The organism is Siphonobacter sp. BAB-5405 (genome assembly GCF_002872335.1).
Classification (GTDB): domain Bacteria; phylum Bacteroidota; class Bacteroidia; order Cytophagales; family Spirosomataceae; genus Siphonobacter.
Map to the genome: position 1 here is coordinate 317,014 of NZ_NJAG01000045.1, position 25,343 is coordinate 342,356.

Annotated in this window: 20 protein-coding genes and 1 pseudogene; 14 read left to right on the forward strand and 7 right to left on the reverse strand. The window is 47.6% G+C overall.

The features are described 5' to 3' along the window. The first annotated feature begins 424 nt into the window (after positions 1 to 424). Positions 425 to 2,779 carry a glycoside hydrolase family 127 protein gene (locus BWI97_RS24025; RefSeq protein WP_102203118.1) on the forward strand — a complete coding sequence of 785 codons (2,355 nt, stop codon included), beginning with the start codon at positions 425 to 427 and terminating at the stop codon, positions 2,777 to 2,779. Positions 2,780 to 3,037: 258 nt separating this feature from the next. Here BWI97_RS24025 and BWI97_RS24030 read toward each other — a convergent pair whose 3' ends face one another. The 6 genes and pseudogenes from BWI97_RS24030 to BWI97_RS24055 form a co-directional block, all read right to left on the reverse strand. Beyond that, complete coding sequence (locus BWI97_RS24030) at positions 3,038 to 3,604, reverse strand: DUF4256 domain-containing protein (RefSeq protein WP_102203119.1); 567 nt, start codon at positions 3,602 to 3,604, stop codon at positions 3,038 to 3,040. Positions 3,605 to 3,656: 52 nt separating this feature from the next. After that, positions 3,657 to 4,130 (reverse strand): SRPBCC domain-containing protein, encoded by a 474-nt coding sequence (locus BWI97_RS24035; RefSeq protein WP_102203120.1) that lies wholly within the window; start codon positions 4,128 to 4,130, stop codon positions 3,657 to 3,659. Continuing rightward, entirely contained in the window at positions 4,127 to 4,459 is a 333-nt protein-coding gene (locus BWI97_RS24040) for a helix-turn-helix transcriptional regulator (protein ID WP_102203121.1), read from the reverse strand. The genes BWI97_RS24035 and BWI97_RS24040 overlap by 4 nt, the downstream gene beginning before the upstream one ends. A 138-nt stretch (positions 4,460 to 4,597) precedes the next feature. Next, positions 4,598 to 7,315, reverse strand: a complete 2,718-nt coding sequence (locus BWI97_RS24045; RefSeq protein ID WP_199182082.1) for a DUF5695 domain-containing protein — start codon at positions 7,313 to 7,315, stop codon at positions 4,598 to 4,600. Positions 7,316 to 7,351: 36 nt separating this feature from the next. After that, a pseudogene (locus BWI97_RS24050) lies at positions 7,352 to 9,063 on the reverse strand (DUF885 family protein). A gap of 28 nt (positions 9,064 to 9,091) precedes the next feature. After that, positions 9,092 to 11,350 (reverse strand): S9 family peptidase, encoded by a 2,259-nt coding sequence (locus BWI97_RS24055; RefSeq protein ID WP_199182083.1) that lies wholly within the window; start codon positions 11,348 to 11,350, stop codon positions 9,092 to 9,094. Between the two features lie 868 nt (positions 11,351 to 12,218). Between BWI97_RS24055 and BWI97_RS24060 the strand changes: the two genes are divergently transcribed. From BWI97_RS24060 to BWI97_RS24075, 4 genes are all read left to right on the forward strand, one after another. Continuing rightward, the gene (locus tag BWI97_RS24060; protein ID WP_102203123.1) at positions 12,219 to 12,557 is read left to right on the forward strand and encodes a potassium transporter KefB; all 339 of its coding nucleotides are present in this window, start codon (positions 12,219 to 12,221) and stop codon (positions 12,555 to 12,557) included. Between the two features lie 29 nt (positions 12,558 to 12,586). Beyond that, entirely contained in the window at positions 12,587 to 13,831 is a 1,245-nt protein-coding gene (locus tag BWI97_RS24065) for a DUF4153 domain-containing protein (RefSeq protein ID WP_102203124.1), read from the forward strand. Positions 13,832 to 14,225: 394 nt separating this feature from the next. Continuing rightward, a complete protein-coding gene (locus BWI97_RS24070; protein WP_094816026.1) occupies positions 14,226 to 14,834 on the forward strand; it encodes a hypothetical protein in 609 nt (202 codons plus the stop codon). Between the two features lie 88 nt (positions 14,835 to 14,922). After that, positions 14,923 to 15,447: a DUF3997 domain-containing protein gene (locus BWI97_RS24075; protein ID WP_102203125.1), complete on the forward strand. Its 525-nt coding sequence runs from the start codon at positions 14,923 to 14,925 to the stop codon at positions 15,445 to 15,447. A gap of 74 nt (positions 15,448 to 15,521) precedes the next feature. Here BWI97_RS24075 and BWI97_RS24080 read toward each other — a convergent pair whose 3' ends face one another. Continuing rightward, positions 15,522 to 16,520, reverse strand: a complete 999-nt coding sequence (locus BWI97_RS24080) for a YafY family protein (RefSeq protein ID WP_158242832.1) — start codon at positions 16,518 to 16,520, stop codon at positions 15,522 to 15,524. Between the two features lie 129 nt (positions 16,521 to 16,649). On the opposite strand from BWI97_RS24080, the gene cas6 reads away from it, so the two are divergent. From cas6 to cas2, 9 genes are all read left to right on the forward strand, one after another. Then, the gene (cas6, locus tag BWI97_RS24085; protein ID WP_102203127.1) at positions 16,650 to 17,444 is read left to right on the forward strand and encodes a CRISPR-associated endoribonuclease Cas6; all 795 of its coding nucleotides are present in this window, start codon (positions 16,650 to 16,652) and stop codon (positions 17,442 to 17,444) included. A 49-nt stretch (positions 17,445 to 17,493) separates the two neighbouring features. Beyond that, positions 17,494 to 18,915 (forward strand): type I-B CRISPR-associated protein Cas8b1/Cst1, encoded by a 1,422-nt coding sequence (gene cas8a1, locus BWI97_RS24090; RefSeq protein ID WP_102203128.1) that lies wholly within the window; start codon positions 17,494 to 17,496, stop codon positions 18,913 to 18,915. A gap of 8 nt (positions 18,916 to 18,923) precedes the next feature. After that, on the forward strand, positions 18,924 to 19,118 hold the full coding sequence (locus tag BWI97_RS28120; protein WP_199182084.1) for a hypothetical protein: 195 nt from the start codon (positions 18,924 to 18,926) through the stop codon (positions 19,116 to 19,118). Further along, positions 19,067 to 19,996, forward strand: a complete 930-nt coding sequence (gene cas7i / locus BWI97_RS24095) for a type I-B CRISPR-associated protein Cas7/Cst2/DevR (protein WP_233208001.1) — start codon at positions 19,067 to 19,069, stop codon at positions 19,994 to 19,996. Before BWI97_RS28120 ends, cas7i begins: the two co-directional genes overlap by 52 nt. Beyond that, entirely contained in the window at positions 19,996 to 20,679 is a 684-nt protein-coding gene (gene cas5b / locus BWI97_RS24100; RefSeq protein WP_102203129.1) for a type I-B CRISPR-associated protein Cas5b, read from the forward strand. The genes cas7i and cas5b overlap by 1 nt, the downstream gene beginning before the upstream one ends. Next, the gene (locus BWI97_RS24105) at positions 20,663 to 22,990 is read left to right on the forward strand and encodes a CRISPR-associated helicase/endonuclease Cas3 (RefSeq protein WP_102203130.1); all 2,328 of its coding nucleotides are present in this window, start codon (positions 20,663 to 20,665) and stop codon (positions 22,988 to 22,990) included. The genes cas5b and BWI97_RS24105 overlap by 17 nt, the downstream gene beginning before the upstream one ends. Positions 22,991 to 22,999: 9 nt before the next feature. Continuing rightward, entirely contained in the window at positions 23,000 to 23,506 is a 507-nt protein-coding gene (gene cas4 / locus BWI97_RS24110; RefSeq protein ID WP_102203131.1) for a CRISPR-associated protein Cas4, read from the forward strand. A 40-nt stretch (positions 23,507 to 23,546) separates the two neighbouring features. Next, positions 23,547 to 24,557, forward strand: a complete 1,011-nt coding sequence (cas1b, locus tag BWI97_RS24115; protein WP_094816047.1) for a type I-B CRISPR-associated endonuclease Cas1b — start codon at positions 23,547 to 23,549, stop codon at positions 24,555 to 24,557. A 72-nt stretch (positions 24,558 to 24,629) separates the two neighbouring features. Beyond that, positions 24,630 to 24,893, forward strand: a complete 264-nt coding sequence (gene cas2 / locus BWI97_RS24120) for a CRISPR-associated endonuclease Cas2 (protein WP_094816049.1) — start codon at positions 24,630 to 24,632, stop codon at positions 24,891 to 24,893. The last annotated feature ends 450 nt before the right edge of the window (positions 24,894 to 25,343 follow it).

Sequence of the window (25,343 nt, forward strand, 5' to 3'; positions counted from 1 at the left end):
CTACGAAAGCTTACGGGTCAGGATCTTCGATAATAGGGTGGGCGAGGAGCTATTTACCACAGATACCTTCATGGCTTACTTTTTACTATTTAACATAAGGTCAATTATATAACATTTTACATGCTAACTATCATTCGTTTATTCCTTACAGCTTATCTAGTAATTCTAGTGTTATACAAGACAAGTACCAGTTAAGAGTAGTTAGGTTACATTAAACTATTTGAACGTACCGTCTGCAACAAACCAAATCATTTAGGTTGCTTTTTTCTTTTTCTGCCCCGGTATTCTCCAATTGGCTGAAAGGTTAGAATTGTATCAGTATTCGCGAAACGCAGGCCTAAGATTTCATGGCCTTTCGAGCAAATTTGCAAAGGTTCTCCGGTGGAATACGGATTTGCCAGTCATTTATAACGCGTATTGATTCATGAAAAGATTCCTGTTTACCGCAGTCATTCTTTTGGGTAATGTTACGTTGCCTGTCTTTGGACAGTCCATCATGCCTGAGCGAACGAATGCTAAGATAAAAGTTCAGCCCGTTGTACCGATCCGGGCATACGGTTTCCCGTTGAGTCAGGTCCAGCTACTCGACAGTCCTTTCCGTCAGGCCATGCAGGCCGATGTGGCTTTCCTGAAAGATCTGGAAGCCGACCGGCTGTTGTCGGATTTCCGCAGTCATTCGGGCCTCAAACCCAAAGCTGAAAAGTACGGCGGCTGGGAATCTTCCGGACTGGCGGGACACACGCTGGGCCATTACCTCTCCGCCTGTGCCATGCACTACGCCAGCAGTAAAGATCCGGAATACCTTAAGCGGGTAAATTACATTGTGGATGAACTGGCGGAATGCCAGAAATCCCGCAAAACGGGATACATCGGAGCCATCCCCAAAGAAGATACGGTTTTTACGGAAGTCGCCCGCGGCGACATTCGCTCCCGGGGTTTTGACCTCAACGGAGCCTGGTCGCCCTGGTATACCGTGCATAAAGTCATGGCGGGTTTACTGGATGCGTACCTGTATTGCGACAACGCCCAAGCACTCTCTATCAATGTCGGGATGGCAAACTGGGTCGAACAGACGCTGAAAAACCTCAATGACGAGCAGATTCAGAAAATGCTGTTGTGCGAGTACGGCGGCATGAATGATGTACTGGTGAATACCTACGCTCTGACGAAGAACAAGAAGTTTCTGGACCTGTCCTACAAATTTCACGACCGCTGGATTCTGGATTCACTGGCCCATCACAAAGACATTCTCCCCGGCAAACACTCCAATACGCAGATTCCCAAGCTGATTGGTACCGTTCGTCGCTATCAGTTAACCGGAAACAAAGAAGACCTCGAAAGTGCTTCTTTTTTCTGGAATACCGTAGTCAACCATCACTCCTACGCGACCGGTGGCAACAGCAATTACGAGTACCTGAGCACTCCTGATCAGCTCAACGACAAGCTGACGGAGAATACCATGGAAACCTGCAACACGTACAATATGCTGAAGCTTACCCGGCATTTGTTCGCTCTGCAACCTTCGGCGACGTACATGGATTATTACGAACGCGGCCTGTACAACCACATTCTGGCCTCGCAAAACCATACCACGGGTATGATGTGTTACTTCGTTCCCCTGCGGATGGGTGCCCGGAAGCCCTTCAGCAGTCGGTACGACGATTTCACCTGCTGCGTGGGTTCAGGCATGGAAAACCACACGAAATACAACGAAAGCATTTATTTTCACGGAAATGACGGCAGTTTGTACGTCAACCTGTTCATTCCCTCCCAACTCAACTGGGCGGAAAAAGGGCTGGGCGTAACTTTACAAACTACCCTCCCCGCCGACTCTACCCTATCGCTGAGCTTTACTACTCGCAAAGCCGTTTCCTTACCCGTACGTATCCGCAAACCCCATTGGGCTACGGAAGCCGTAGTACTATTGAATGGAAAACCGCTTTCACAGGTCAACGAAGAAGCGGGATATCTAGTGATTGACCGAACCTGGAAAACGGGCGATGTACTCGAACTCAAACTACCCACGCAACTCTATTCGGTAGCCATGCCTGATAATCCGGATCGGAAGGCGTATTTCTACGGTCCGCTGATTCTGGCGGGCAATCTGGGCCCCAAGGAAATTGATCCGGCTCAGGGCGTACCCGTTTTTGTCAGCAATGACTCCAATCCTAATCACTGGATCAAGCCAACGGGTCGACCCCTGGAATTCCAGACGACGGCCCTGGGCAAAGAAGGTACGGTGACCTTACAGCCGTTTTACGCCCTGCAGGATGATCATTACAGCGTTTATTGGGATGTGTTCAACAGCCAGACCTGGAAAGAACAGCAGAAACGCTACGAAGAGCAACGCCGCCAGGCCCGTGAACTGGAGCTTCGCACCGTAGACAACCTTCGCGTGGGTGAAATGCAGCCCGAACGCGATCACGACTTTTCGGGCGACAAGCTGGAAACGGGTGAGTCGCATACGCGGAAATTCCGGGTAGCCAATGAGGGGGGTAGCTTTCAATTCACCATGAAAGTAGCTCCCAACGCGAAAAATACGCTGATTGCTACGTACTGGGGCATGGATAACCGGGGTCGCCAGTTTGACATTCTGGTGGATGGCAAAAAGCTCAGTAGCGAGGATCTCAACCAATACAAAGAGAGCCGCTTCTATGATATTTCCTACGCATTACCCGCTGAAATGACTAGCGGCAAAACGTCCGTTGTCCTCACCTTTCAGGCAAAAAAAGGAAATCAGGCGGGGCCGGTATATGGTATTCGGATGCTGAAGGAATAGGAACCCACCGGACCCAATAACCTGCTTTAGCTGCGGCAAACCATTGGTCACAAAGTTCTCACCTTCAACAAATAACTACGTATTTTTCCGTCTCACTAAACAACCCTATCCTATGTTCTTATTTAGCATTGGCGGACCGGAAATACTACTCATGTTGTTGAGTCTCGCATTTTTCCTGGGACTGATCTGGATTCTTTCCAGCTTTTTTAAAGGCACCAGAGGTCGATAAAACGGCACCCCTACCCTTTATACGAAGGCTTACACGCGTAGTGAACCCCGAAAGCCCCTGGCGGCGTAGTACGATTCAGCTCCGTTGTGGTAAACAAAGACCCGCCCGTAGCGGCAATCTGCAAACAGGGCCCCGCCGAGATTCCGGATTTCGGCGGGGGTCTTAATCCAGCTGGACGTTTTCTGATCGAACGCTCCGCGTTTCTGCAGCTCCCGATAGTCTTCTTCCGTGAGTAGTTCAATGCCCATGGCTGTTGCCAAATCAAGGGCACTATCCTCGGGTTTATATTCTTTTCGGGCATCCAGTGCCTGTCGGTCATAACATAGACTGCGACGACCTTTAGGACTTTCGGGGGCACAATCGTAAAAAAGGAATTCTCCCGTCTTGGCATCCTGAGTCAGTACGTCAGGTTCTCCGCCCGTTTCTTCCATCAACTGAAGCGACCAGAGTTTTTCGGGGTAGGCTTCCAGGCGGGCCTGTACGGTGGGCCATTCAAGCCCCGGGTGGCGTTGCTGGTTTTTCGCAAAACGAGCCTTCAGCGTGTTTAATAAGGCTTCCTGCTCTTCAGCAGACAAAGATTTAGAGGAGTTATTCATCACCCTTGTAAGGTTAAGTTTTCACAGATACGCAGGCGTTCGCCTGTTCTACTTAGTGCTCAATCAGTTGGCTCACCACTTCCTGTAACCGATCATGAGCCCAGTTTAAGCCCTTGGCAAAAGGCAATTGAAGGAGCTGATCCCGCAGGGCAACCGAACGAAATACCTGGTGCATGGTAAGTCTACTCGTAGTGTCGGTCAAAGCTTCAAATTCCAGAAATTCCAGTTGTACGTCGAAAGGAGAATCTTCCATTTGAAACGTTCGGGTGATTTTTTGATCTGGCATACATTCATGAATGACACCATTGGCCCGAAATACGACTTCTCCCTGGGGATTCGTCGTTTCAAACTGCCAGCTACCGTGGGGTTTACTTTCCAGCTTCAATACCTTGGTGCCCATCCATTGCTCCACGAGTTCGGGAACTACGTGAGCTTTAAACAGTAAGGCTACGGGTAAGTCAAATTCCCGGGTAATCACCAACTCCTGCTTACCAGCTTCGGCCTGAATCTTTGTTTTCTGGGTCATGACTCCTTGCTTTTTGAGGAATAGTCTTTCATAAGGGCTTCCAACGTGTTGAACCGCTCCTCCCATAGTTGACGGAAAGGCTCGATAAAATCAGCGATCTCCTTCATCTTTTCTGGATTCAGTTGGTAGTATATCTCCCGACCGTTGGGTTCGGCTTTGAGTAATTCGCATTCCGTCAGTATCTGTAAGTGCTTGGAAACCGTTGGTCGTGCCGTATCGAAATTGGCAGCAATTGCTCCCGCCGGCAGAGCTTGAGCGGCCACCAGCAAGAGGATTGCTCTTCGCGTGGGATCAGCAATTGCCTGGAATACATCTCGTCTTAAATTCATTGCGTAGTCATTTGACTACAAATAAAAGCGTAGCTAAGTAGCTACGCAAATTTATTCCCATAAAAAGCTGGTTTTGTAAAGAAAAACCCCGGCCACTTAAGGGGCCAGGGTTTTTAAACGTACCTGAAGGTAGGTTGCTTATTTCTTCGCTGACGATACCAGCGTAATCGTCTGCGTTTGATTGGTCAGGGGAATTACGTAGGCTTCCCGTTCCTGGGCAAATGCTTTTTTCGGATGATACGACTGTTTACCCGTTTTCAATCGAAGATAAGCCGTTGGCGTAGTGACCGTAGCGGGTTGAAGGCTAAGCGTAACGGTTTTCGTTTGCGGGTTAAGCGTTACCTTTTCAATTTTTCCGGCATCCAGACTGATATCCAGCCCAACACTCGCCAGAAATACGCTGGTCCGAGCCGCTGTGGTAGGCGTCAGCGTCACGTCTGTTTTGCTTTTAGTCACGTTTCCGCCAAAACCCAGCCAGCCAAACTCCGGATGTTGCGTCAGGAAAGCGGTCGTATTCACCGCGTAGCCAAAGAATCCGCAGCCGTAATCGCCCGAAAGAGCGTCATTCTCAAGCGTAGAGGGGAACGAGTGAAAAGCGGCGGGTCCGAATCCGTCTTCCGTAATGTTGGCAATCGCTCCCATCAGGCCACCGTAGCCCACGCGAAGCAGGTAGAAATCGTCCGGCTGATCGCGGTAGGCCGTCAGTACCGGAATGGCGTTGAGACCCGAGCCATAGTGGTGAATTTGCCGTTCGACCCGAGAGATTTTTCCACCGTACAGAAAATCCCAGTACCGACGGGCGTTGCCGTTGTAAGCCCAGTGCGGTAGCGTGGGCATATAACCCAGAATCGCATTCAGCGTTACCTCGGCTTTGTCGCGGTAGCCGAAGTAATACGACCAGATGTAGACTTCTTCCTGACCCGTGGAATCCCAGGGCATTTCGCTGCCGAAGGGATACGCCAGCGATTTCCAGAGGTCGGCCCGTTTCTTCATGGCCGCTTCCAGTTCGGAAGCCAGTGCCGTAAGTCCTTCGCGTTTCAGGTCTTTCAGAATCAGGAAGAAAACGGTGCCTTCCATCTGTCCGAACTGAGCGTAGTACGGAGCCAGCTTCACCATGCCCAGAGCCGTTTGACAGGCGTTTTCCAGGTAAAATTTCCAGTCCTGCTGCGTTACCAGATCGCGGTGATTACGGGCCATTCGGTACATGACCCAGTGAGCTGCGGCGACGTGCGGATAGTTGTAGGAACGACCCAGCGATTCGGCTTCCTTGCGGGGCCAGGCCGACCAGCCCTTGTAATTGACCGCCGTACTGTAGGTATTCGGCGGCATGGAATCGGGCTGGTAGTAAAACAGACTCTTCCGAACGCCGTACTTTTCCGGACCTTCGTTGTGCTGAATATTGCCCCACAGGGTCTGGTTGACAAAGCGTTCCAGTTTCTGAATTTCCTGCTGATTAGGCACCACTAGTTGTTTCATCATCGCTCCGAGCCAGCTTCCGGCCCCGCCTTCGTCACTGAGACCCGCCACCCAGGCCCGGCTGTCCTGCGTCACCTGCTGTTTGGTTTCGTAGTCGTAACTAATCACCGAGGGACTGCGATGAAACGTATCTTTTGGTACCTCGAACCACTGCTTCGTTGTCAGGAAATTCCCGAAATCAGCAATCGTTTCGGCTTCGGGCTTCACTACTTTATAATGAATGGTTTGCGTCAAACCATCCTGATACTGAATCGTCAAACGAGCCCGTCCCCATTGTTTGCCGCGAATCAGATACGCTTTCCAGCCGTTTTTGGTAGCCAGATCAACCTGCCAGCTCAAAGCTCCGGCGGGTTCTACCTGCACGGATTTCACTGCCGAAGGGTAGTTCAGAAAAAGTTGGGCGTTCACATCCTGCGGAACCACATAACCGGGGATACCCACTGACACGGGCCGCTTCTGTTCCACCAGGGTCGATTCAATACTGCGAATGGCCGGAGCCAGAACTAGCTTCAGACCGTAACTTTTACTTTCGCCGGGTTGTAGCGTCAGTGACGTCGGCTGATTCCAGGGCTGAGCTTTCGACCAGTCTTTTTCCGCGTGGGCTTTACTGTGAACCATCCACTCGTGAAACCCTTCAAACGTAATACCCCGGGGGGTGGGGTCATCAAGTAAAGGATTGTACGCTTCAAAAGGCGTATTCCCCTCGGGCAGTACCAGCAATACCGGACCTTTGCCGTGCAATCGGGTTACCTGCAAGTATCCGGCTTCCTTGCCAATGTAAGGATCATAGAACACATTGCGGTCGTGGGCCTGCTCCAGCGTATTTCCCTCCAGAATGTTGTTGAAAATCAGCGGAAACCCGAGTGATCCGATTTCTACGGGCTGCGTACTTTTGTTTTTCAGCGTGAACCGTACCACCCAGCCTTTACCCGACTGTTCCCAGCTTCGTTTGACTTCCAGGGGAAATTCGGCGGGAAAACTAGGCGACAAATCGGCGGAAGCCGCTGCCGGTTTGGTAGCAGGTAAGGTCTTGACATCGCCTCGCTTCTGAGCGGAAGAATAGGCCTGCCAGTCCGACTGCCCCGGGGTACGAAGCCGTAGATTAATATCTCCCAGATGATAGAGTCCATCACTACTGCGAACCTTGAGCCGATCACCGGGAGTAAAATCAAAGCCTTTTTCTGCATTAGGTTTCAGCGAAGCCACCGTTTGCGAGGCCTTTACCAGACGCAGCTCCAGGGCTGGGCCCGGCAAGGTTATATAGCCGCTTTCCAGATGGAGCGTGGATGGTTTTTCCTCCAGTTTTTTCCAGGGAGACTGTTGAGCCCAGAGCGGCGTAGTAAGAGCGAGTGCACTCACTACTAACACGCGATGGGTCATCGTTTTCAAGTTCATTGTGAAGTAGTTGTTCAGGGGTTATTTAGCAAAAGAATAAAACTTCCAGCTGGTCTGAAAATCTTTTCGAAGCGGCTGTTGGGTCAGCAAGGCCCGGATGAACTCCACGGGCAACTCGTTGAGTTGAAGGATGGAATCGTGAAACTGCTTATCCGTCATTTTTCCGGAATCGACCAGCTCCCGGCGGAGGGCCATGAACTGAAGCCACCCGTCATGTACGCCAACTGATACAGCGGTTCGTAACCACCCACGAAGGAACGGCGAACTTCTCCCTCGGCGTTGGCCCGCTCATGCCCGACTCGGTCCACCAGAAAGTCAATGCACTGCTGGGGTGTCCATTTGCCGAGGTGATAATTAAGCGAGAAGATAATCCGGGCACAGCGGTGCATTCGCCAGAACAGCATACCGATTTTATCTTCCGGTGACTGCGGAAATCCTTTATCCCAGAGTACCATTTCCCAGTACAAAGCCCAGCCTTCAATCCAGAAGGGCGTCGAAAAGCGACGGCGGTGCGTCTGATACCGGTTGTTCATGAACATTTGCAGGTGATGGCCGGCAATGAGTTCGTGGTGCACCGTCGAGCGGGAAAAGTGCGGATTGTTTCCCCGCATACTCATCAGTTTATCGGCGTGTTCCATCCCGGAGGTTGGGTAGGAAATCAGAATCTGTTCGCCGCCGAGAAAGAAGGGATTGATCAGTTGCCGCTCGGGGGTCATCATCCCCATTCGCCAGGTTTCTTCCGCCAGCGGTGGGATTGTAATCAGGTTGTGCTGCTTGAGAAAGTCCACGGATTCCTGATACAGTCGCAGGATCAGTTCGGGTTGCTTTCCGGCGGGTACATAACTGTTTTTGACTTTTTCCTGAGCCGCCCGCCAGTCATTGCCAAAACCCATTTCACGACTGGCTTTCAGTAATTCCCGGTCGCACCAGGCGAATTCCTGATTGGCAATGGTGAGTAACTCCTCGGGCGTGTAGGGAATGTATTCCATCTTCAGCTGACGCATCAGCTCCTCGCGTCCAACGGCCACGCCTACAATTCCACTGCCGTCCTTGGCCTTTTCGCCCAGCTGGGCCCGCGGTTGAATGGATCGGGTGAGTTTCTGTAATTGTTCAATGAGTTTCGGGTACGGTTTGGCCATCCACCAGGTAAAGGCGGGATCATACTCATTATAAAACTCGAATACACTTTTAATGGCCTGTTCCAGTCCTTTCACCGTTTCTTCCGCCCGGCTAGCCAGTACAGGGTCCATACTGGACATCTTTTCCAGTTTTTCTTCGGCCTTTGCGGCCTGAGCCGTCCAGGTACTGAAATCCTGGGCGAGTGTTTCGGCGTTGAGAGCCAGTCCTCGCCGACGTTTTTTCTCCAACGCGTAAATCGGTTCAGCAAAAGGAAACCAGCCTTTGATGCGTTCGGATTCCTGATCGGCCACGGTATACAGCCGCAGGTCTTCTTTCAAATCCCGTTGAAACAATAAGAAATCAACCTGATTGTTGGGCGTCAAGGTTTTGAAATCGAGCTTATCCAGTTGCGAGAGGTACTGCTGATTCAGCTCCCTGAACCGCTGGCGGCGTTCGGGTGAATTGGCAATGGTATAAAACCGACGCAGACTGCCCAGGTCGGCCTCGTATTGAATAATGTGCTGGCTAAGTTTAGTCGGGTCAGTGGGACCCTGAGCCGTAGCAAGGGTACTTACGCTCATGAGAAGAAGAAAAGTGATACGCCGAACGTGCATAAACGGGAACGGTTAAGAGTGGTCAGTACTAACGCTCAGATCGGGACGCTTTCCCGGGCGTTTCTTCCGTTGCTACCGGGGCCGCGTTCCAGCGGGGCGGCTGTACGTTCAGCAGGTGACGTACGAAGAAGTCCCGGCGTTTGCGTTCGCCAAAGTCACCACCCGCCGAATGGCCCATGTTAGGTACGACGACCAGTTCAAAATTTTTATTCGCCCGAATCAGAGCGTCGGCTAGCTGGTAAGTAGAGGAAGGATCGACGTTATCGTCCATTTCACCCACGATGAGCAGTAATTCACCGCGTAGCTGATCGGCGTGCGTGACGTTAGAACATTCGGCGTACTGTGGGCCAATGGGATAACCCATCCACTGCTCGTTCCACCACATTTTGTCCATGCGGTTGTCGTGACAGCCGCAGGAAGCTACGGCTACTTTGTAAAAATCGGGCTGGAAGAGGACGGCTCCCGCGGCATTTTGACCTCCGGCGGATGTCCCATACACGCCCACCCGTTCCAGATCGAGGTACGGATACTTCTGAGCGGCGGCTTTCATCCACAGAATCCGATCCGGGAAACCCGCATCCTTCAGATTTTTCCAGCAGACATCGTGAAACGCTTTGGAGCGATTGGAAGTCCCCATGCCGTCGATCTGTACGACGACGAAACCCAGTTCCGCCAGTTCGTGCATGGCCGTATTGGTCGAAAAAGCTTTCGGCACAAAGGCACTTTGCGGACCCGCGTAGATCATTTCAATGACCGGGTATTTCCGCGAAGGATCAAAATTAGTGGGTCGAATGATGATGCCGTGAATGTCCGTCTGCTGATCGCGAGCCTTGGCGACAAAGGGTTCGGGAGCCTTCCAGCCCGCTTTTTCCCATTCGGTAAGATCGGCTTTTTCCAGCGTTGTGATAATCGACCCGTCGGTAGTCTTGCGAAGCACGGTAACCGGTGCCTGATTGATCCGGGAATACGTATCGACGAAGGTGGAAAAATCCGGCGAAAACGTAACCTCGTGCTGGGCTGCTTCGGGCGTAAGGGCTTTCAGGCCTTTCCCATCGAAATTAATCTGGTAGTAATGCAGGTAATACGGATCTTCGCCGGGCGTTTGGCCACTGGCGGCAAACAGAATGGTCCGTTTCGCATCATCCACGTGGACGACATTCCGAACGACCCAATTTCCTTTGGTAATCTGATTTTTGACCTGAGCCTTGGCCGCGTCATAGAGGTAGAGATGATTCCAGCCATCGCGTTCGGAAGCCCAGATGATTTCCCGGCCATCGGGTGTATCGTGGCGAAAACGCTTGCCGCTGTAATCGATGAAGGTCTTGCTTTTTTCCTCAATCAGCGGACGGATGCGACCCGTACCGGCCTCTACTTCCAGCACCCGGTACACCTGATGGCCGCGTTGATTGTATTCCAGCGTAAACGCTTTGCTGTCCGCCCGCCAGTCGGGATCACTCAGTTCGTACTGCTGGGCGATCATATCCATCGCAATGGGCAACTGCTTTCGCGAGGCGATATCAAACAGCACGGGTTCCTGAATGGGCAGGGCATCGCCGGGTTTGAGGTAGTTACGGGTTTCCAGTTTGGGCTGGAGCTGATCCGTGGGCGAGGAACGAATCAGATAAATGAGATGCGGCGTGTTTTTACGCGTTTTCGTTCCCGCCAGCTTCGTACCATCGGGCGACCAGCGAAGATCACTGCTGTAGTACTCCCCTTCTGAGCCGTCGAAACTCATCGGAAACTCCTCTTTACTGCGTTCGTTACGAACGTAGACGTTGTAATTTTTGATGATGGCCGAATGACTACTGTCGGGCGTGTACAAGCGTCGAACCTGCTCACCACGTGAACGATCGCCCCAGTAGCGATTCATAGCCGACATACTGCCTTTCTTGCGAAGTTGTCCGGCGTCGTACGTCCATTGGGAGCCTTCGGCGTCGAAGGAGAAACCCGTAGCCGTGCGTTTCAGTCCCTGGATGGGCAATTGGTACGCGGGAATGGTTTTGCTCAGGGCTTGTTCAAGCTGTCTGGCTAATCCCTCCTGATCGAAAGCATTGCTACGTTTGCCCGTTTGACCATCCACCTGGATATACTCCCTGCCTTTCGTAGTTTGGATCATATACACCAGGCCAGTACCGTTTTCCTGCCAGTTGATCTGTCGGGGAATGTGGTAAGCCCGGTCAGCGAGCTGCTTTTTTAGCGTTTCGCTTCGTTGATAATCGCGTAAAGTTCCCTGGGCGTGAGCCGTAGTGAGTGAACAGCAAAGGAGCCCGATGAAGAGGTATCGCATAAACATAGTCGGATACAAATGAGGTTAGTGTAATACGGGACGCAAACGGTTTCGTTACTCGTATCCGTTTGCGTATCTTCAAAGGTAGATAACCACCTCTTAGACTAACTCCCAATATTTACTAGGCTTTGATACTTTTTTCACTAGTTTTTTAGGGTTATTTAGAATATCTGCCAAATATTTATCAGTACTGGATGATTTGTTACCAATAAAAAGGAATATCGGATCGTAACTTGAAATGAAATCCATTAAAAGATGGGCCGGGTTGAAAACCAACTTTTAATGATTGGTCGAGCCAATGGCTCTGGGAAGTTTGCCAAGGCTTGCGGGCAAGAGTCGTAAGCTAGGCTCATATTGTAGAAACGGATTGAAATCAAGCGATATACGTACGTTGCGTCAATACATTCAATTTTACGTACTTACTTCGCGTCCCTATCACTACATTAAAGCCTGTCTGAACTTATACCGTACCAGAAACAAGGGCGACTTACTACAGAATTTTAGCGGTTACTGACGAATGCCCCGAACTGCTTTGCCCGAGCGTTGAGCATGCTACTACTGAGCAATGATCTCGTAGAAATTGCTTGTAACCTTTAGATAGGCGTCTCCAGCAGAGGAAGTAAAATTTTTTCGCAGAAAATGGATTGAGTATTTGTGAAAATAAAAACCATTAATAACTTTGAACCACAAAGTACTTTTAGAAAATTATTAAAGCACTGATCGATTACCTTGAACGTATTTTCTGATTTTGAAAGCGTAATCTTTCGTGAATGCTTAATAGTACCGTAAAACCCTATTTTTTTATTCGCTCACTTTGCATCACAAAGTACTTTAACTAATTTTATAATCGATTCAATACGCAACGACCATGACACCGATCAGCTCATTCTCCAGCCCATCTTTCGTTACTGTTTCTTTCGTCAAACACCTGGTCGTGGGAACCACGCTTGCTCTACTGCTGATTTCCTTTTTTCTGGCGGGTGTGAAGCATCCTAATCCAAATTGGCCTGCGTACTGGATGGTTCGTCCGCTGGTACTGGTTCCCGTCGCGGGGGCTCTGGGTGGTGGTTTCTTTTACATGGTCAGACAATGGGGACAACACGAAACTTGGAAAAAAGTAGTGGCTACGCTGATCGGCGTATTGGGTTACCTGGTAGCCGTATGGATGGGTACGATTGTGGGCCTGGATGGCACTTTGTGGAATTAATCATTCGATAAGCGTTAAGAAAAGCTTCCATGAAAGAGCAAATCCGTAGTCAGCTGCACGATCCCCGGCAACTCGAACACTTGTACCGGACCAACAAAGGATCGTTTAAACGGGAATTCAACAGTCTTTATCCCGAACTTCGGGGTAATCCCCTGGCCGACTTCTGGTATGAACGGCTTCAGTACGAAGGCGATGAACTGCACTGGGGCAGCCGGGGCGAGTTACTATTCATCGGGTTGGCGGCTTTTCTGGCAGGACTGATTGCTAAATTCCCCGCTATCTTCAGCATCGACGAGGAATTCTTCTATTCCCGGAATATCGGTTTCATTGCCTTTCCTCCTTTATTGGCCTATTTTGCCTGGAAGCATCGATTGTCTGCGGGCAAAATCATGAGCATCGTCGCCCTGTGTCTGGCGGGCTTGGGATTCATCAATTTTTTTCCGAATGTACCGAAAAGTGATACACTCGTCTTGTCGTGCATTCATTTGCTGTTATTTCTCTGGTCGATTCTTGGCTTTACGTTTATAGGAAGTGTAAAAAATGACGCTGAAAAACGGCTCAGCTATTTACGATATAATGGCGATCTGATCGTTATGACGACGCTGATTCTGATTTCGGGGGGCATTTTAACAGGCCTAACCCTGGGCTTATTCGAGTTGATTGGCCTGCATATTCAGAAGTTTTATTTCGAGTATGTAGTCATTTTTGGCTTACCCGCAGCTCCGCTGGTGGGAACTTACCTCACCCAGACTAATCCCCAAATTGTTGGAAAAGTATCCCCTGTGATTGCTAAACTATTCAGTCCGCTGGTACTCGTCATGCTGGTGATTTATCTGGTAGCCATTTTTTACTCGGGGAAAGACCCTTACCAGGATCGCGAATTCCTGCTGCTGTTCAACGCCTTACTGATTGGGGTGATGGCCCTCATCTTTTTTTCGATAGCGGAAACAAGCAAAAACCAGCAGCGAATGTTTGAGGTCTGGATACTCGCCCTCTTATCGGTAGTAACCATCGTGGTGAATGGCATCGCCCTGTCAGCGATTGTATTCCGAATTTCAGAATGGGGCATCACGCCGAACCGATTGGCCGTGCTGGGCAGTAATATTTTGATACTGATTAACTTACTACTCGTTACGCTTCGACTTTTTAAGGTCATCGCCAAGAAATCAGACCTCATTGACGTAGGTAAAGCCATGGCCTTTTACTTGCCCATCTATAGCGTTTGGACGGTGATCGTTACGTTCCTTTTTCCCCTGTTTTTCGGATTCAAGTAAGTCTTTGGCATTCTTAGGATTTAGATGATCTGCCCCTTTCTGTAACCAAGAGGCTGGGATTTTTCTACTAATCGGTACGGGTTTGGGAATCTGCACTAGCCTAGTCCTTTTTTCAACCAAACCACCAAACACCGGTAGGACCTTGTATAAAATGCGGGGAACCAGACCAGCCGGGCAGGCACAGCCTACGAAGGATAAAAGTCCGTAGCGAATGCTACGGACAACCCGTCCCGATTACTGCATCGAATTTCTATAGTCACCTCGATCTGGAGGGGAAACTGGCATTCCCAGCCGGAAGGCTATCGGTTTGAAAACTTGCATCTGTTTCCCCTACACCTGCTCACCTATCCAACATCAACCACCCAAGTAATCAACCTTCATCCTTTATTACCCAATGAAAGGTTTCTATATCGTCCTGATTATTATTTGTCTGTTACTGTTTTTTACGCCCATTCTGAGCTGGGCTGTCTTTGCCTTGATCATGTCCACCTGTAACGAGGAACCTCTTCCCTGGCCAGAAAAGCAAAGGGAGTTGCAGAATGCGGCTTATTACAAAAATGTGGAAGTCAATATGCCTCGGTACAGCAAAGTCATCGACCTTTTATACCAGCAAAAGGATGCTTTGCTCGAAGAGGTTTTAAAGGATACGTTAAAGAGGGAGTCGGACGGCTGTTATACGTTTATCACCGAAGAAAAAGCAAACCATCAATCGTTCACGGTGGTACCCAAAGCCGTTCAGAACCAGTTAGCTACCTATCTGACCCCCGAGGAGCAAAATTCTTTATCGTATGAAGTATGCAGCAATGGAGAAATAACCATACGAATTGCACACCGAACGGATCGTGATAAGTACATCAATATCGTGCATCGGGTATCCAACTTTGTTCACCACAAGTCACAATTTTACGACTATATCTACAAAGCCAAAAAATACAAGTCTTACTACTATGTCATTGAAGTACAAGAGGCCTTTAATCAGATTGATCCCTGTGGCTTGTTCTGATTATTTTCCCGTATAGGGTTTACCGGTAGTCGTCTAACATCCTTTTGTAAAAACGGATTCGCTTCCATAGGTCTTCACTTTTTCTCCCATGCGTACTCGTTCAGTATGGCAACTGTTACTTGGACTAGCCCTGACAAGCTTGGTTATTCTCTTACCCATTTTAGCCTTACTCATGCTTGGGGCAGGCGGTATGGACTATTACGAAGACCTGCCCGGTGGGTATCTCTTTCGGGGTGGTGATGGAGATGCAATTCTAGCTCCTTTAGGCAAGGAAAGTATTGGCGGTAAAGTCGTTCAGTATGCGTATGATGACACCTTCATTATCGCTCGACAAAAACCCGAATATCGCGAGTATCAAACTATGATTGCTGATAGTGTAAGGCGAAATAATCACAAATATGCCGCCAACAGCTATGCGGATATTATGGAAACCAGTACCCTGGCTGATCGAATCATAGCCCGTGATCCGTTCTATCAACGTATCTTATCAGCCAAAGAAAATTATTGGATTATCGATCATCGCAGCGGTAAACGTTACGGACCTTTCACTACAAGCGAGTACCAACAGCAAAGACAGATATTACGCATCCCGGCTTCTTTAGTTCTGGAATAAAAAGGGGAAACCGGTTTTAGTAAAAGCCATCGTTAGGGTAGTTTATTGGTAGAAATAGCGGGTCAAAGCGTTTGCTAGCTTGGCTTATGGGACTGTAAATCTTCGTATTGCTGTCCGGCCCGCCCATGAAACTGCCGCAACGAATCAATCAAAGCCGGTGGGGAGAGTACCCGTACGGAATCGCCCAGTCGGGCCAGTTCGAAGACTAACTCCTGATTGATGATAATCGACAATTGCACGCGAAATTCTTCCGGTGTATCCAGCAAAATATCTTCTTCCCGAAAGGGATAAAAAGGCTGAGCCTGAAAGCGAAGGCCCTCCCGGTGCGAAAAAGATAAGACTACTTCTTCGGCCGGATGATCGTATACGGCTACCCCTAACGCCGGACGAAAGTAAGCGTCCGCATCAAACGGTGGGGGATCAAACGGTAGTTCGCTCCGCTTAAGCGTTCCCGTGACCACCCGATCTAAACCAAAAACCCTTAGTTGGGGCGGATCCAGCTCATACCCGATGATGTACCAGCGGTTGCGATGTTCCTTAAGCAGGTGCGGAAAAACCGTTCGTAGGCGGGACTCCGATTCGCCGTATTTCTGATACTGGAATTCAATGACTTGTTTACCAAGGCAAGCCGCCAGCACGGTATCGAGTAACTCGTTGCCCCGCCCGGCGGGAACGGCTTCAAAAATAATGTGAGCCTGCGACTGTAGAGGCTGACCGAAACGGAAACGTACGGCCTGTTCAATCTTGTCAACGGTTCCGCGAAAATCGGAGAATACGGCTAAATCCCGGAATTGATTCAGCGTCGTTACGGCATTTTTCAGGGCGGCTACGTCCTGATCCGTTAATTCGATTTCGACCGTTTTCAGATCAAATGATTGGGTATAACAGTAGCCTCCCCGTCGGCGGTCATACTGAATGGGAGCCGCGTACCGCTCCCGCATCCGGGCGATGTCTTCTTTAAGCGTACGTTCGGCTACACCACAATGCTTCATGAGATCAGCCGTACGGACGGCGGCTCCGCGTCGAAGCTGTTCGTTAATAGCTTGAAATCGTTGCGATTGAGAGAAAGGCATGGAATAAAAATGAAAAAATCCAGCATCGTGCATGGAGTCCGCACGCAACTTACGAATCTTTGTCAGGCCAACGAAGAGAAATTTTGTACTTCGTGTTAACCTTTTGACCCAAATTTTTGATAAGTAGATATGCAATTTCGTTTAACCCTCCGACCTATTGCCCCTCAGACGTTAGTACCCTTTAACTACGCGTATCGTCTGAGTGCCTTCATTTACAGCGTACTGGCCGACGCTGATGCTCAATATGCTCAATTCTTACATAATCAGGGATATGAATATTCCTCAACCCGGCGATTCAAGCTTTTTACGTTTTCGGATCTGATCATGCCCCAGGCCCGTGTGGATGCCAGAGCCGGTGGCTTATGGGTGAATAGTCCTACGATCGAATGGGTAGTAAGTTTCTACGTTGATCAGGCGGCTCAGCATTTCATCATGGGTCTTTTTCAGGATCAGAAGTGCGTCATTGCTTCCCCCTGCCATCGGGCAGAATTCATCGTCGAACGGGTAGAAGCTCTTCCCCTCAACCTTACAGAAAATACCCTACACCTTCGAACCCTTTCTCCAGTAGTCATCGCTCAGAAAGACGAACGCGGCATGGATCAATACCTGCATCCCGCCGACGAAGCCTTTGGACCTTTACTGGTTTCGAATCTGCTGGCCAAATGGAAGAGCGTGCTAGTACTAGCAGGAAGTGACGAAGACTTTACGGAAGATTCACTGAAGTTTCGATTCATTCAGGGCCGTACCGAACCCAAATCCCGGCTGGTCACAATCAAGGAGAACTCTCGGGAAGAGACGAAAGTGCGGGGGTATCATGGGTTTTCTTTTGAATTGTCCGGGCCCAAGGAGATTTTGGAACTAGCCGTTTTGGCGGGGATGGGGCGGTATAATGCGGAGGGATTTGGATGTGTGGGAATAAGCTAAAACGGCCCATCAACAAGTTGTTTATATACCACTACTAACCTAGAGTACTATGGAGCTTGTATTAAAGGAAAATTTAACTCACCCTACAGGCGACCCCTTCGCAGATGCAGGCGGGTATGTCATTGCAAGCCTCTGGAAAGAGCCTGCATTAAAAGATAAAGACATTCTAGGGTTGATTGAGTACGTAGCTAACCTCTACATCAATCAATGGAACGCTAATCTACATGCCTTCTTTCTCAACTCGAAAATTACGCAACCCGCTTTCGATCGTAAGCGAAAGCTGGAGGAAACGCTTACCTATTATAGAAGCATACTGAATGAAACGGCTCCTTCGAAAATGGGATATTGCCGTGTTTCAGGACGCAAAGCCAACCTTTTTGTAGCGGGGAGAGATAACCATATTCTATCCGGATCGAGCACATTCATCAATTTTCATCATGGGTTTGAGAACGGACTATATGTATCAAAAGAAATAATCGTCCGTTTTTTCTTCGTCCCGCTGGGGGTAATGCAGTTAGGTGACAAACTTGGACTAATTAGCAGTAATAATACGATTGTCGCCAACTATTACGTGGAGCAACTCTTGACCGGACCTGATGGACATTTGAATGCTGTGGGCCGGGGTTTATCCAGCGGTGTTGCCCGTTCAAATTACGGGATTCCAGCTAATGCTCTTTTTGCATTCGTTGATTCCTGCCTAAAAAATATTAAAACAGCCATTTATGCCAATTCCTCTGAAAATGTGGTTGAGGCCCGAAACACTAGCCTGAGTTTATACCATTTTACCAATTTTGGAGCCAAGCCCGAGGTAGTGCTATACCAGTTGTCAGCTACTGTTTTTGGCTTTTATGCACTCTGCCAATCCATCACCTATTACGAAATATGGCATCCATTCGTAGCATCGCATTATCGAAACTCAAAGTTCAAGGATGCTGAGTATAATCAAGGTACAGATACATGGGTGTCTCCTAAAGAGGAACTGGCTTATGATTCATACAGTACCTGGCGTAATCCTATTTTGGAGCGGTTACTGAATGGACAAACGTTGGTGCCTTACTTCAAAGCATGGATTCGGACGCATCGCTTTCCTTTTCAACTCATTGAGACTTACCTTATTTACATAAACCAGATGGATAAACGAACCGTACAAAAAATCAAGGACATCGCGGGCTTCATCGTTAGCCGTGATGAGGATAGTATCAAGAAAGCTATCCTGAGGTTAAACCGAGCAAAATATGTGCAGGAAGTGAGACAGTATCTGCTTAAACTCATTGATGACAACTACAAAGGGGGTGCACAGGAACCTTTGCTTAAAATCGATGAAGTAGAGTATTTATTTCCCGAAACGGTAAGCTGGCGGGAGATCAGAGATCTATTATTAATCGCCGTTTACGAAAAACTTCACGAAAAAAACCTGCACATCGCTACTGAATTTGAAGAACAAAACGAAGTAACTGAACCTTTAGATTAATCATACTTATGAACCTGAAAACCCAAGGATTTGTCCTGCTAGACGTTGATGTTGTCGCTTTAAATAATGCAGGAAAGAGTTCTACCAGCAATTTTGAAAATGCGGTTGCTACCAAAAAGATATTAAAAAATGGTCGTACCTATACTTACGTATCTGCCAGGCCTGGCGGTACTGGTGGCGGGAAGCCTTACAAAAAAATGTAGGCTGGTCTTTATCACCGATTACGCGGGATAACAAAATTGCTTTTACTGAGGCAAACCCTCTGTTATATGCGGATGACGATGTTTTTGGCTATATGAAAGCCGTTAAAGAAGAGGTGCTGGACGAAAAAGGAAAAGCTAAGAAAGTAGATGCTACGGTAACCCGTGTTTCGCCTCTTAAAAATTCAGCGATTGTATCGGTTGGATCTGCTCGGACGGTTGAAAACTGGTCTAGCATGGCTCGACAGGATGGTGATTCAGTACCTTACAGCAAAGAAGAGTACAGTGCCATCATGAAGGGAATGTTCTCGCTTGATCTAGCTCAGCTTGGCACTTTTGCGAGTTATAACAAAACCGGTTTCAAGAACATTACGCAAAAGCTAAAAACGGATGCTCTAAGTCAGGGAGCTATTGAAATTGACGATCCTTTCGTGAAAGATAGTAAAGGAAATGCCCAGAAGCTGGTTCAATTAAACAGGAATATACGCTTGCAACGGGCTAAGGATACCATTCAAGCTCTGAAGACCATCTCTGGCGGAGCCATGCAAACGAACAACATGAGTGATGTAACGCCAAAGTTTATCATTCTCGTTAGTACAACTAGTGGTAATCACCCCTTTTCGCACATTGTAACGAGTGAAGGCATGAATCTGGATAGAGTAGCCTTGAATCTGGATGGTCTGAAAGAAGTATTAAAAGACTACAAAGAGCAAATCGTTGGTACGGTATTCATTGGGAAGCGTAGCGGGTTTTTAAATGAATACAATGACGAACTTAGAGAGCTGCTTGCCCTTGGCGATGCCTATCCGACCATTCAGCTGGGTACAATCAATGAGACCATTGACGCGTACTGTACTCAACTTGAAAATCAGTTTTCCTGATGCAAGTACACGTGATAGACTTAAGCAGCTGGACGGCCAGTTTCCGGTACCCTAACCTGATCAGTGGGGTTCAGCCTACGCTGGAAGTGCCCCCCGTCAGTACCGTATTAGGCTTACTTAATGCAGCGGCGGGACAATATCTGCACCATCAGAAGCTGGAAATAGGGTATTACTTCCAGTTTGATGCGAAAGCTGTTGATCTGGAAACGATTTATCAGATTGACAGTACAAATGGACGAGCCACTAATAATGCGAAGTCCAATATCATTCGTCGTGAATTTCTGTTCAATACTCGATTGAGAATCTATCTAACTGACCAAAAGCTAGCGGATTACTTTCGTCAGCCTTATTACTCCCTGGTTCTTGGGCGAATGAATGACTTAGCAACAGTCGAGCAGATCACAACCCTTGATTTACCCGAAGTTGCTTACGCTTCTCGCCTAGCGGGTCAGGTTATTCCCTTCAGGGAAAATTATTTAGCGGGCCAAATTCAGGCCCTTCCTAAATACTTTACGGATACCTTTCCGAGACAGAACGTTGGCACTGAGCCTTACTCGGTTATCAGTCACCTCACTTTCGTTAAGGCTAATTTACCCGCTATTCACGATAAAGACTTAGGAAAGGCAGGTACTGATATTTACCTACACCAATTAGACTTTTCGGAGCATGACCAAGCCGTATGACGAAATTCTGGCTAAATCAGATCCGCAGCTCACCTTACAACAACACGTTGATGATTGCTTGCTGATTTGGGGACTGTTACAAAAAAACTTTCCTCAAATCAGCAGACTATCCCTCTCGTATGACTTCTGGCGAGTTCTGCGTTTGGCTATTGTTTGCCATGATCTGGGAAAAGGTCATGCTGATTTTCAAAAATTACTACAAAACCAACCCAATCGATGGCGTAAACAACGGCATGAATTGTTTTCAATTCCTTTTATCGAAGGGTTACAGGAAGAGAAACGGATTCGTGAACTAATCCGATTAGTTGTGGCAGGACATCACAAAGATTATGACCAACTCTGGAAACGGTATATCTGCGATTTTTATCAGTCTGAAAATGATATGTTTGGTATACCGGGTGCTGAAGGACGGGTTGATTACGAAGAAGAGTTTCAAAAAAACGTGAAGACCCAACTTCTTGTTCAATTAGCCGAAGAAGCGTATCACGTCACGATTAGACCATTCACGATTGAACATCCTGAACAGGTAATCTTAACCTTTCAGCCTCAGATTGGAAAAATGAACGCTTCTAATCCTGGTTATTTTGACTTGCTTCTATTGTTTGGAGGATTGAAGCATTGCGATCATCTGGGTTCCGCCCGAATTCAGGAATTACTACAACTTTCCGAAACACAGTTTCAGTTTCTAGAGCGTAAGCGTACCGATCTTCAAACCAAGAAAAAGGATTTTTACGATCATCAGCTCGCCTGCGGAAATGTAACCGGTAATCTGATCTTGACTTCGCCGACTGGTTCTGGTAAAACAGAAAGCTCGATTTTATGGCTGCATCAGCAGATGAGAAACTTCGGACAAGGCCGGGTTTTCTACATTCTTCCATTTACGGCTTCCATTAATGCCATGTATGAACGGTTGGGAAAGGAAATGGGTCCAGAATATGTCGGAATGTTACATGGGAAGCTCAGTGATTATCTCTACGACTATTTCGATGATTTTCAATATTCCCTTAGTCAAAAGAAAGAGCAAATTGATGCGTTGAAGGATAAATTTAAAACGCTGGTAACACCCGTTAAAGTCGTAACACCCTTTCAGCTTCTAAAGCACTTGTTTGGTCTGAAAGGCTTTGAGCAGGGATTGTTTGAAATGGTAGGCAGCTATTTTATCTTCGATGAAATCCATGCGTACAGTGCCGATGTTTTTGCACAAATCAAAGTACTGCTCCAATATACCGTAAAGCATTTACAGGTAAGGGTTATGGTCATGACCGCAACCATGCCGACGTTTTTAAAAAAAGAGCTGGAAGAGGCGATTGGAGAATTTACGGAGGTAAAAGCGTCGGAAAGCCTGTACAGCCAATTCGTACGACATCGGGTCAAATTACAGGAGGGTTTGTTAACGGAGAATCTGGATTTGATTCGTAACGCATTGAAGGCGGGAACGAAGGTATTGGTAGTATGTAATACCGTTAAAAATGCTCAATCTGTATTCAATGAGTTGCGGAGAGATGCTTGTAATGCGGTGTTGTTACATAGTGCATTCAATGGTATTGATCGGACTCGTCATGAATTAGAATTGAAGCAAGGAGAAAAAGATGGATCAATTCAGTTACTAGTAGGAACTCAGGCGATTGAAGTGAGTCTGGATATTGACTACGATATCATCTACACAGAACCAGCTCCTATTGATGCACTAATTCAACGATTCGGGCGGGTCAATCGGAAACGCGAAAAGGGACAAAGTCCTGTAGTAGTTTTCCGCACATCTAATGCAACTGATCAATATATCTATCCGAATGAACTAGTAAGCCGCACCATCCAGGCATTCGAAGAAATCATTGCAGAAACAGACGGAATCATCGACGAGGCTCGACTACAGCAGTATATTGATTTTGTGTATCCTGACTGGCAACCTAAGCAAAAGGAGCAATTCGATCTGATTTACAATAGCTTGTCGGTATCAGCAGAACGTCTGGTTCCCATGTATCGATCAAAGTTGCGTGAAGAAGACTTTTACAAGCAATTTGACGGTATAAAAGTATTACCTGTTATTCTAAAGGATGCTTTTGTTGAACGTCTCAAACAGTTTGATTTCATTGGTGCAGAAAGTCTTAAAGTACAAATCCGTAAAAACAAGTTTGCTCAGTTATTAAGAGAAAATGACCAAAACCTTCGATCAGAATCTTATGCAATCGAGAAGAAAGATGGTACGCTACTTGAAATAAAATACTTTGTTCTCACCAAAAAGTACGACGCTGAACTAGGGCTATGTTACGATCAGCAGGAAGAATGGATTGATACGTCTATCTGGCTTTGATTTTACCCTATGACCATCACCGGCACTTACATCAAATACTACAAAGTCTGCTTTCGCAAACTTTGGTTGTTCCATCATAAAATTGAAATGGAACACAATTCGGAATTGGTAGCCGAAGGCTCGTTTATTGGCGAAAAGTCGTATCCCCAGCGAGCCGAGCGTTACCGGGAAATGCTGATCGACGGTTCCAAAATCGATTTCTACGACCCTTACAACAAAGTCGTCCACGAAATCAAGAAGTCTGACAAGCTGGAGCACTCGCACGTGGCTCAGGTGCAGTTTTATCTGTATCTGCTCTGGAAAAACGGCGTGAAAGGAGCCACTGGTTTAATTGAATACCCCAAACTCCGACAAACGCAAACCGTAACCCTCGCCGAGGAAGACATTTCACAAGTAGAAAATTGGGTGTCGGACATTGAACGTATAGTAGGATCCGAACAGTGTCCCGGACGAATTGCCAAAAGTCGCTGCCGTTCGTGCAGTTACTTCGAGTTTTGTTACGCCGAAGAGGAATAAACCTTTTCGTATCACCGAATAACTTTTCCCTTCACCTTTTATGAAACAAACGAAATACCTGATGAATCCCGGTCGGTTGAGCCGACAGGATCATACGCTCAAGTTTACGCCCGTAGATGAAGACGGCAACGAAGGACAGCCGCGTTTTCTGCCCGTCAACCAAGTTTCCGACTTGTATGTGTTCGGAAGTTTAGACGCCAACTCTGCCCTGTATAATTTTTTGGGGAAAGAAGGGATCGCCGTACACTTCTTTGATTACTATGAACACTATACGGGTTCGTTCATGCCCCGCGAGTACCTGCTGGCGGGCAAAATGCAGGTAGAACAAACCAAACATTACGTCTCCGGCAAGAAGCGAATCATTCTGGCTAAAGCCTTTGTCGAAGGAGCGGCCACTAACATTTTACGCGTCCTCAAATACTACGAAAATCGGAAAGCCGGCGGGCTCAACGAGGCCATTTTAACCATCGAGCAGCTAATGACCCTGATTCATTCGGCCACGGACGTACCGTCGTTGATGGGCATCGAAGGAAACATTCGACAAACGTACTACAGCTGTTTTGATGCGATTCTGGGCGAGACTTTTTGTATGGAAGGGCGGAGCAAGCGGCCCCCGCAAAATGAATTAAACGCCATGATTTCGCTGGGAAACATGCTCTGTTATTCGGCTTGTTTAAGCATGATTTACCATACCCAACTCAATCCGACGATCAGCTTTCTGCACGAACCCGGTGCCCGACGGTACTCGCTCGCCCTGGATATGGCGGAGATTTTCAAACCCATTCTTATCGACCGACTTATTTTTCGAATGGTTAATAAAAAGCAGTTGCAACCCTCCGATTTTCGAATGGAAGTAGAAGGTTGTCTCATGAAAGAAGCGGCCCGCAAACGGTTTTTAAAGGAATTTGATACCTCGCTGAAAGAAACCATCAAACACCGCTCGCTGGGCCGGAGTGTAAGCTACAAACACCTGATTAAACTGGAATGCTATAAATTACAAAAGCACCTGCTCGGCATTGACGCCTACAAACCCTTTAAAGCCTGGTGGTGAATGGTTTATAGAATACTTCTTCGTTCTTTATACTGCTCCCTCTGGAGATTTCTTCTTCAAAATCAATAAAAGATGTATGTCATTTTAGTGTACGACATGGGCCAGAAACGCGTGGGCAAGATGTTAAAACTTTGTCGGCGTTACTTAAACTGGATTCAGAACTCGGTTTTTGAGGGTGAGATGACCGACGTACAGTTGAGGGAGTTATTACACGAAGCGAAACGGATCATGAATGAAGAGGAAGACAGCCTAATTTTGTTCAAGAATCGCGACCAGAAGTGGCTGGATAAACAAATCGTCGGTATAGAACGGCAATCAACCGACGATTTTTTGTAAAACGGGATCGTCGATCGAATTACACAGCTCGCTGGCAGTTACCTCTTTCGTGCATTAATTACCCTTCTACTGACATAAATCCCTGATTATCAGAAGTCGTCGATCGACGGGTATTTTCATACCATTGGAGATCGACGATTTTTTGATTTAATTTATAGCAAGTAAGTAGCGTGCAGAAGCCTGAAAAGGCCTTTTTTACACGTTTTTGATTGGGGATCTTAATCGTACCAGAGTGGAATTGAAATGTGTTTAAAACGTAGCGAATCCGTAGCTTCAGCGTAATCTTAATCGTACCAGAGTGGAATTGAAATTGTCGTCATTGACAAGTACGAAGGTTAGGATAAGAATCTTAATCGTACCAGAGTGGAATTGAAATGGCAAAACGTATCGTAATCAACGAGCTCTTTAAAAATCTTAATCGTACCAGAGTGGAATTGAAATATTCGACCC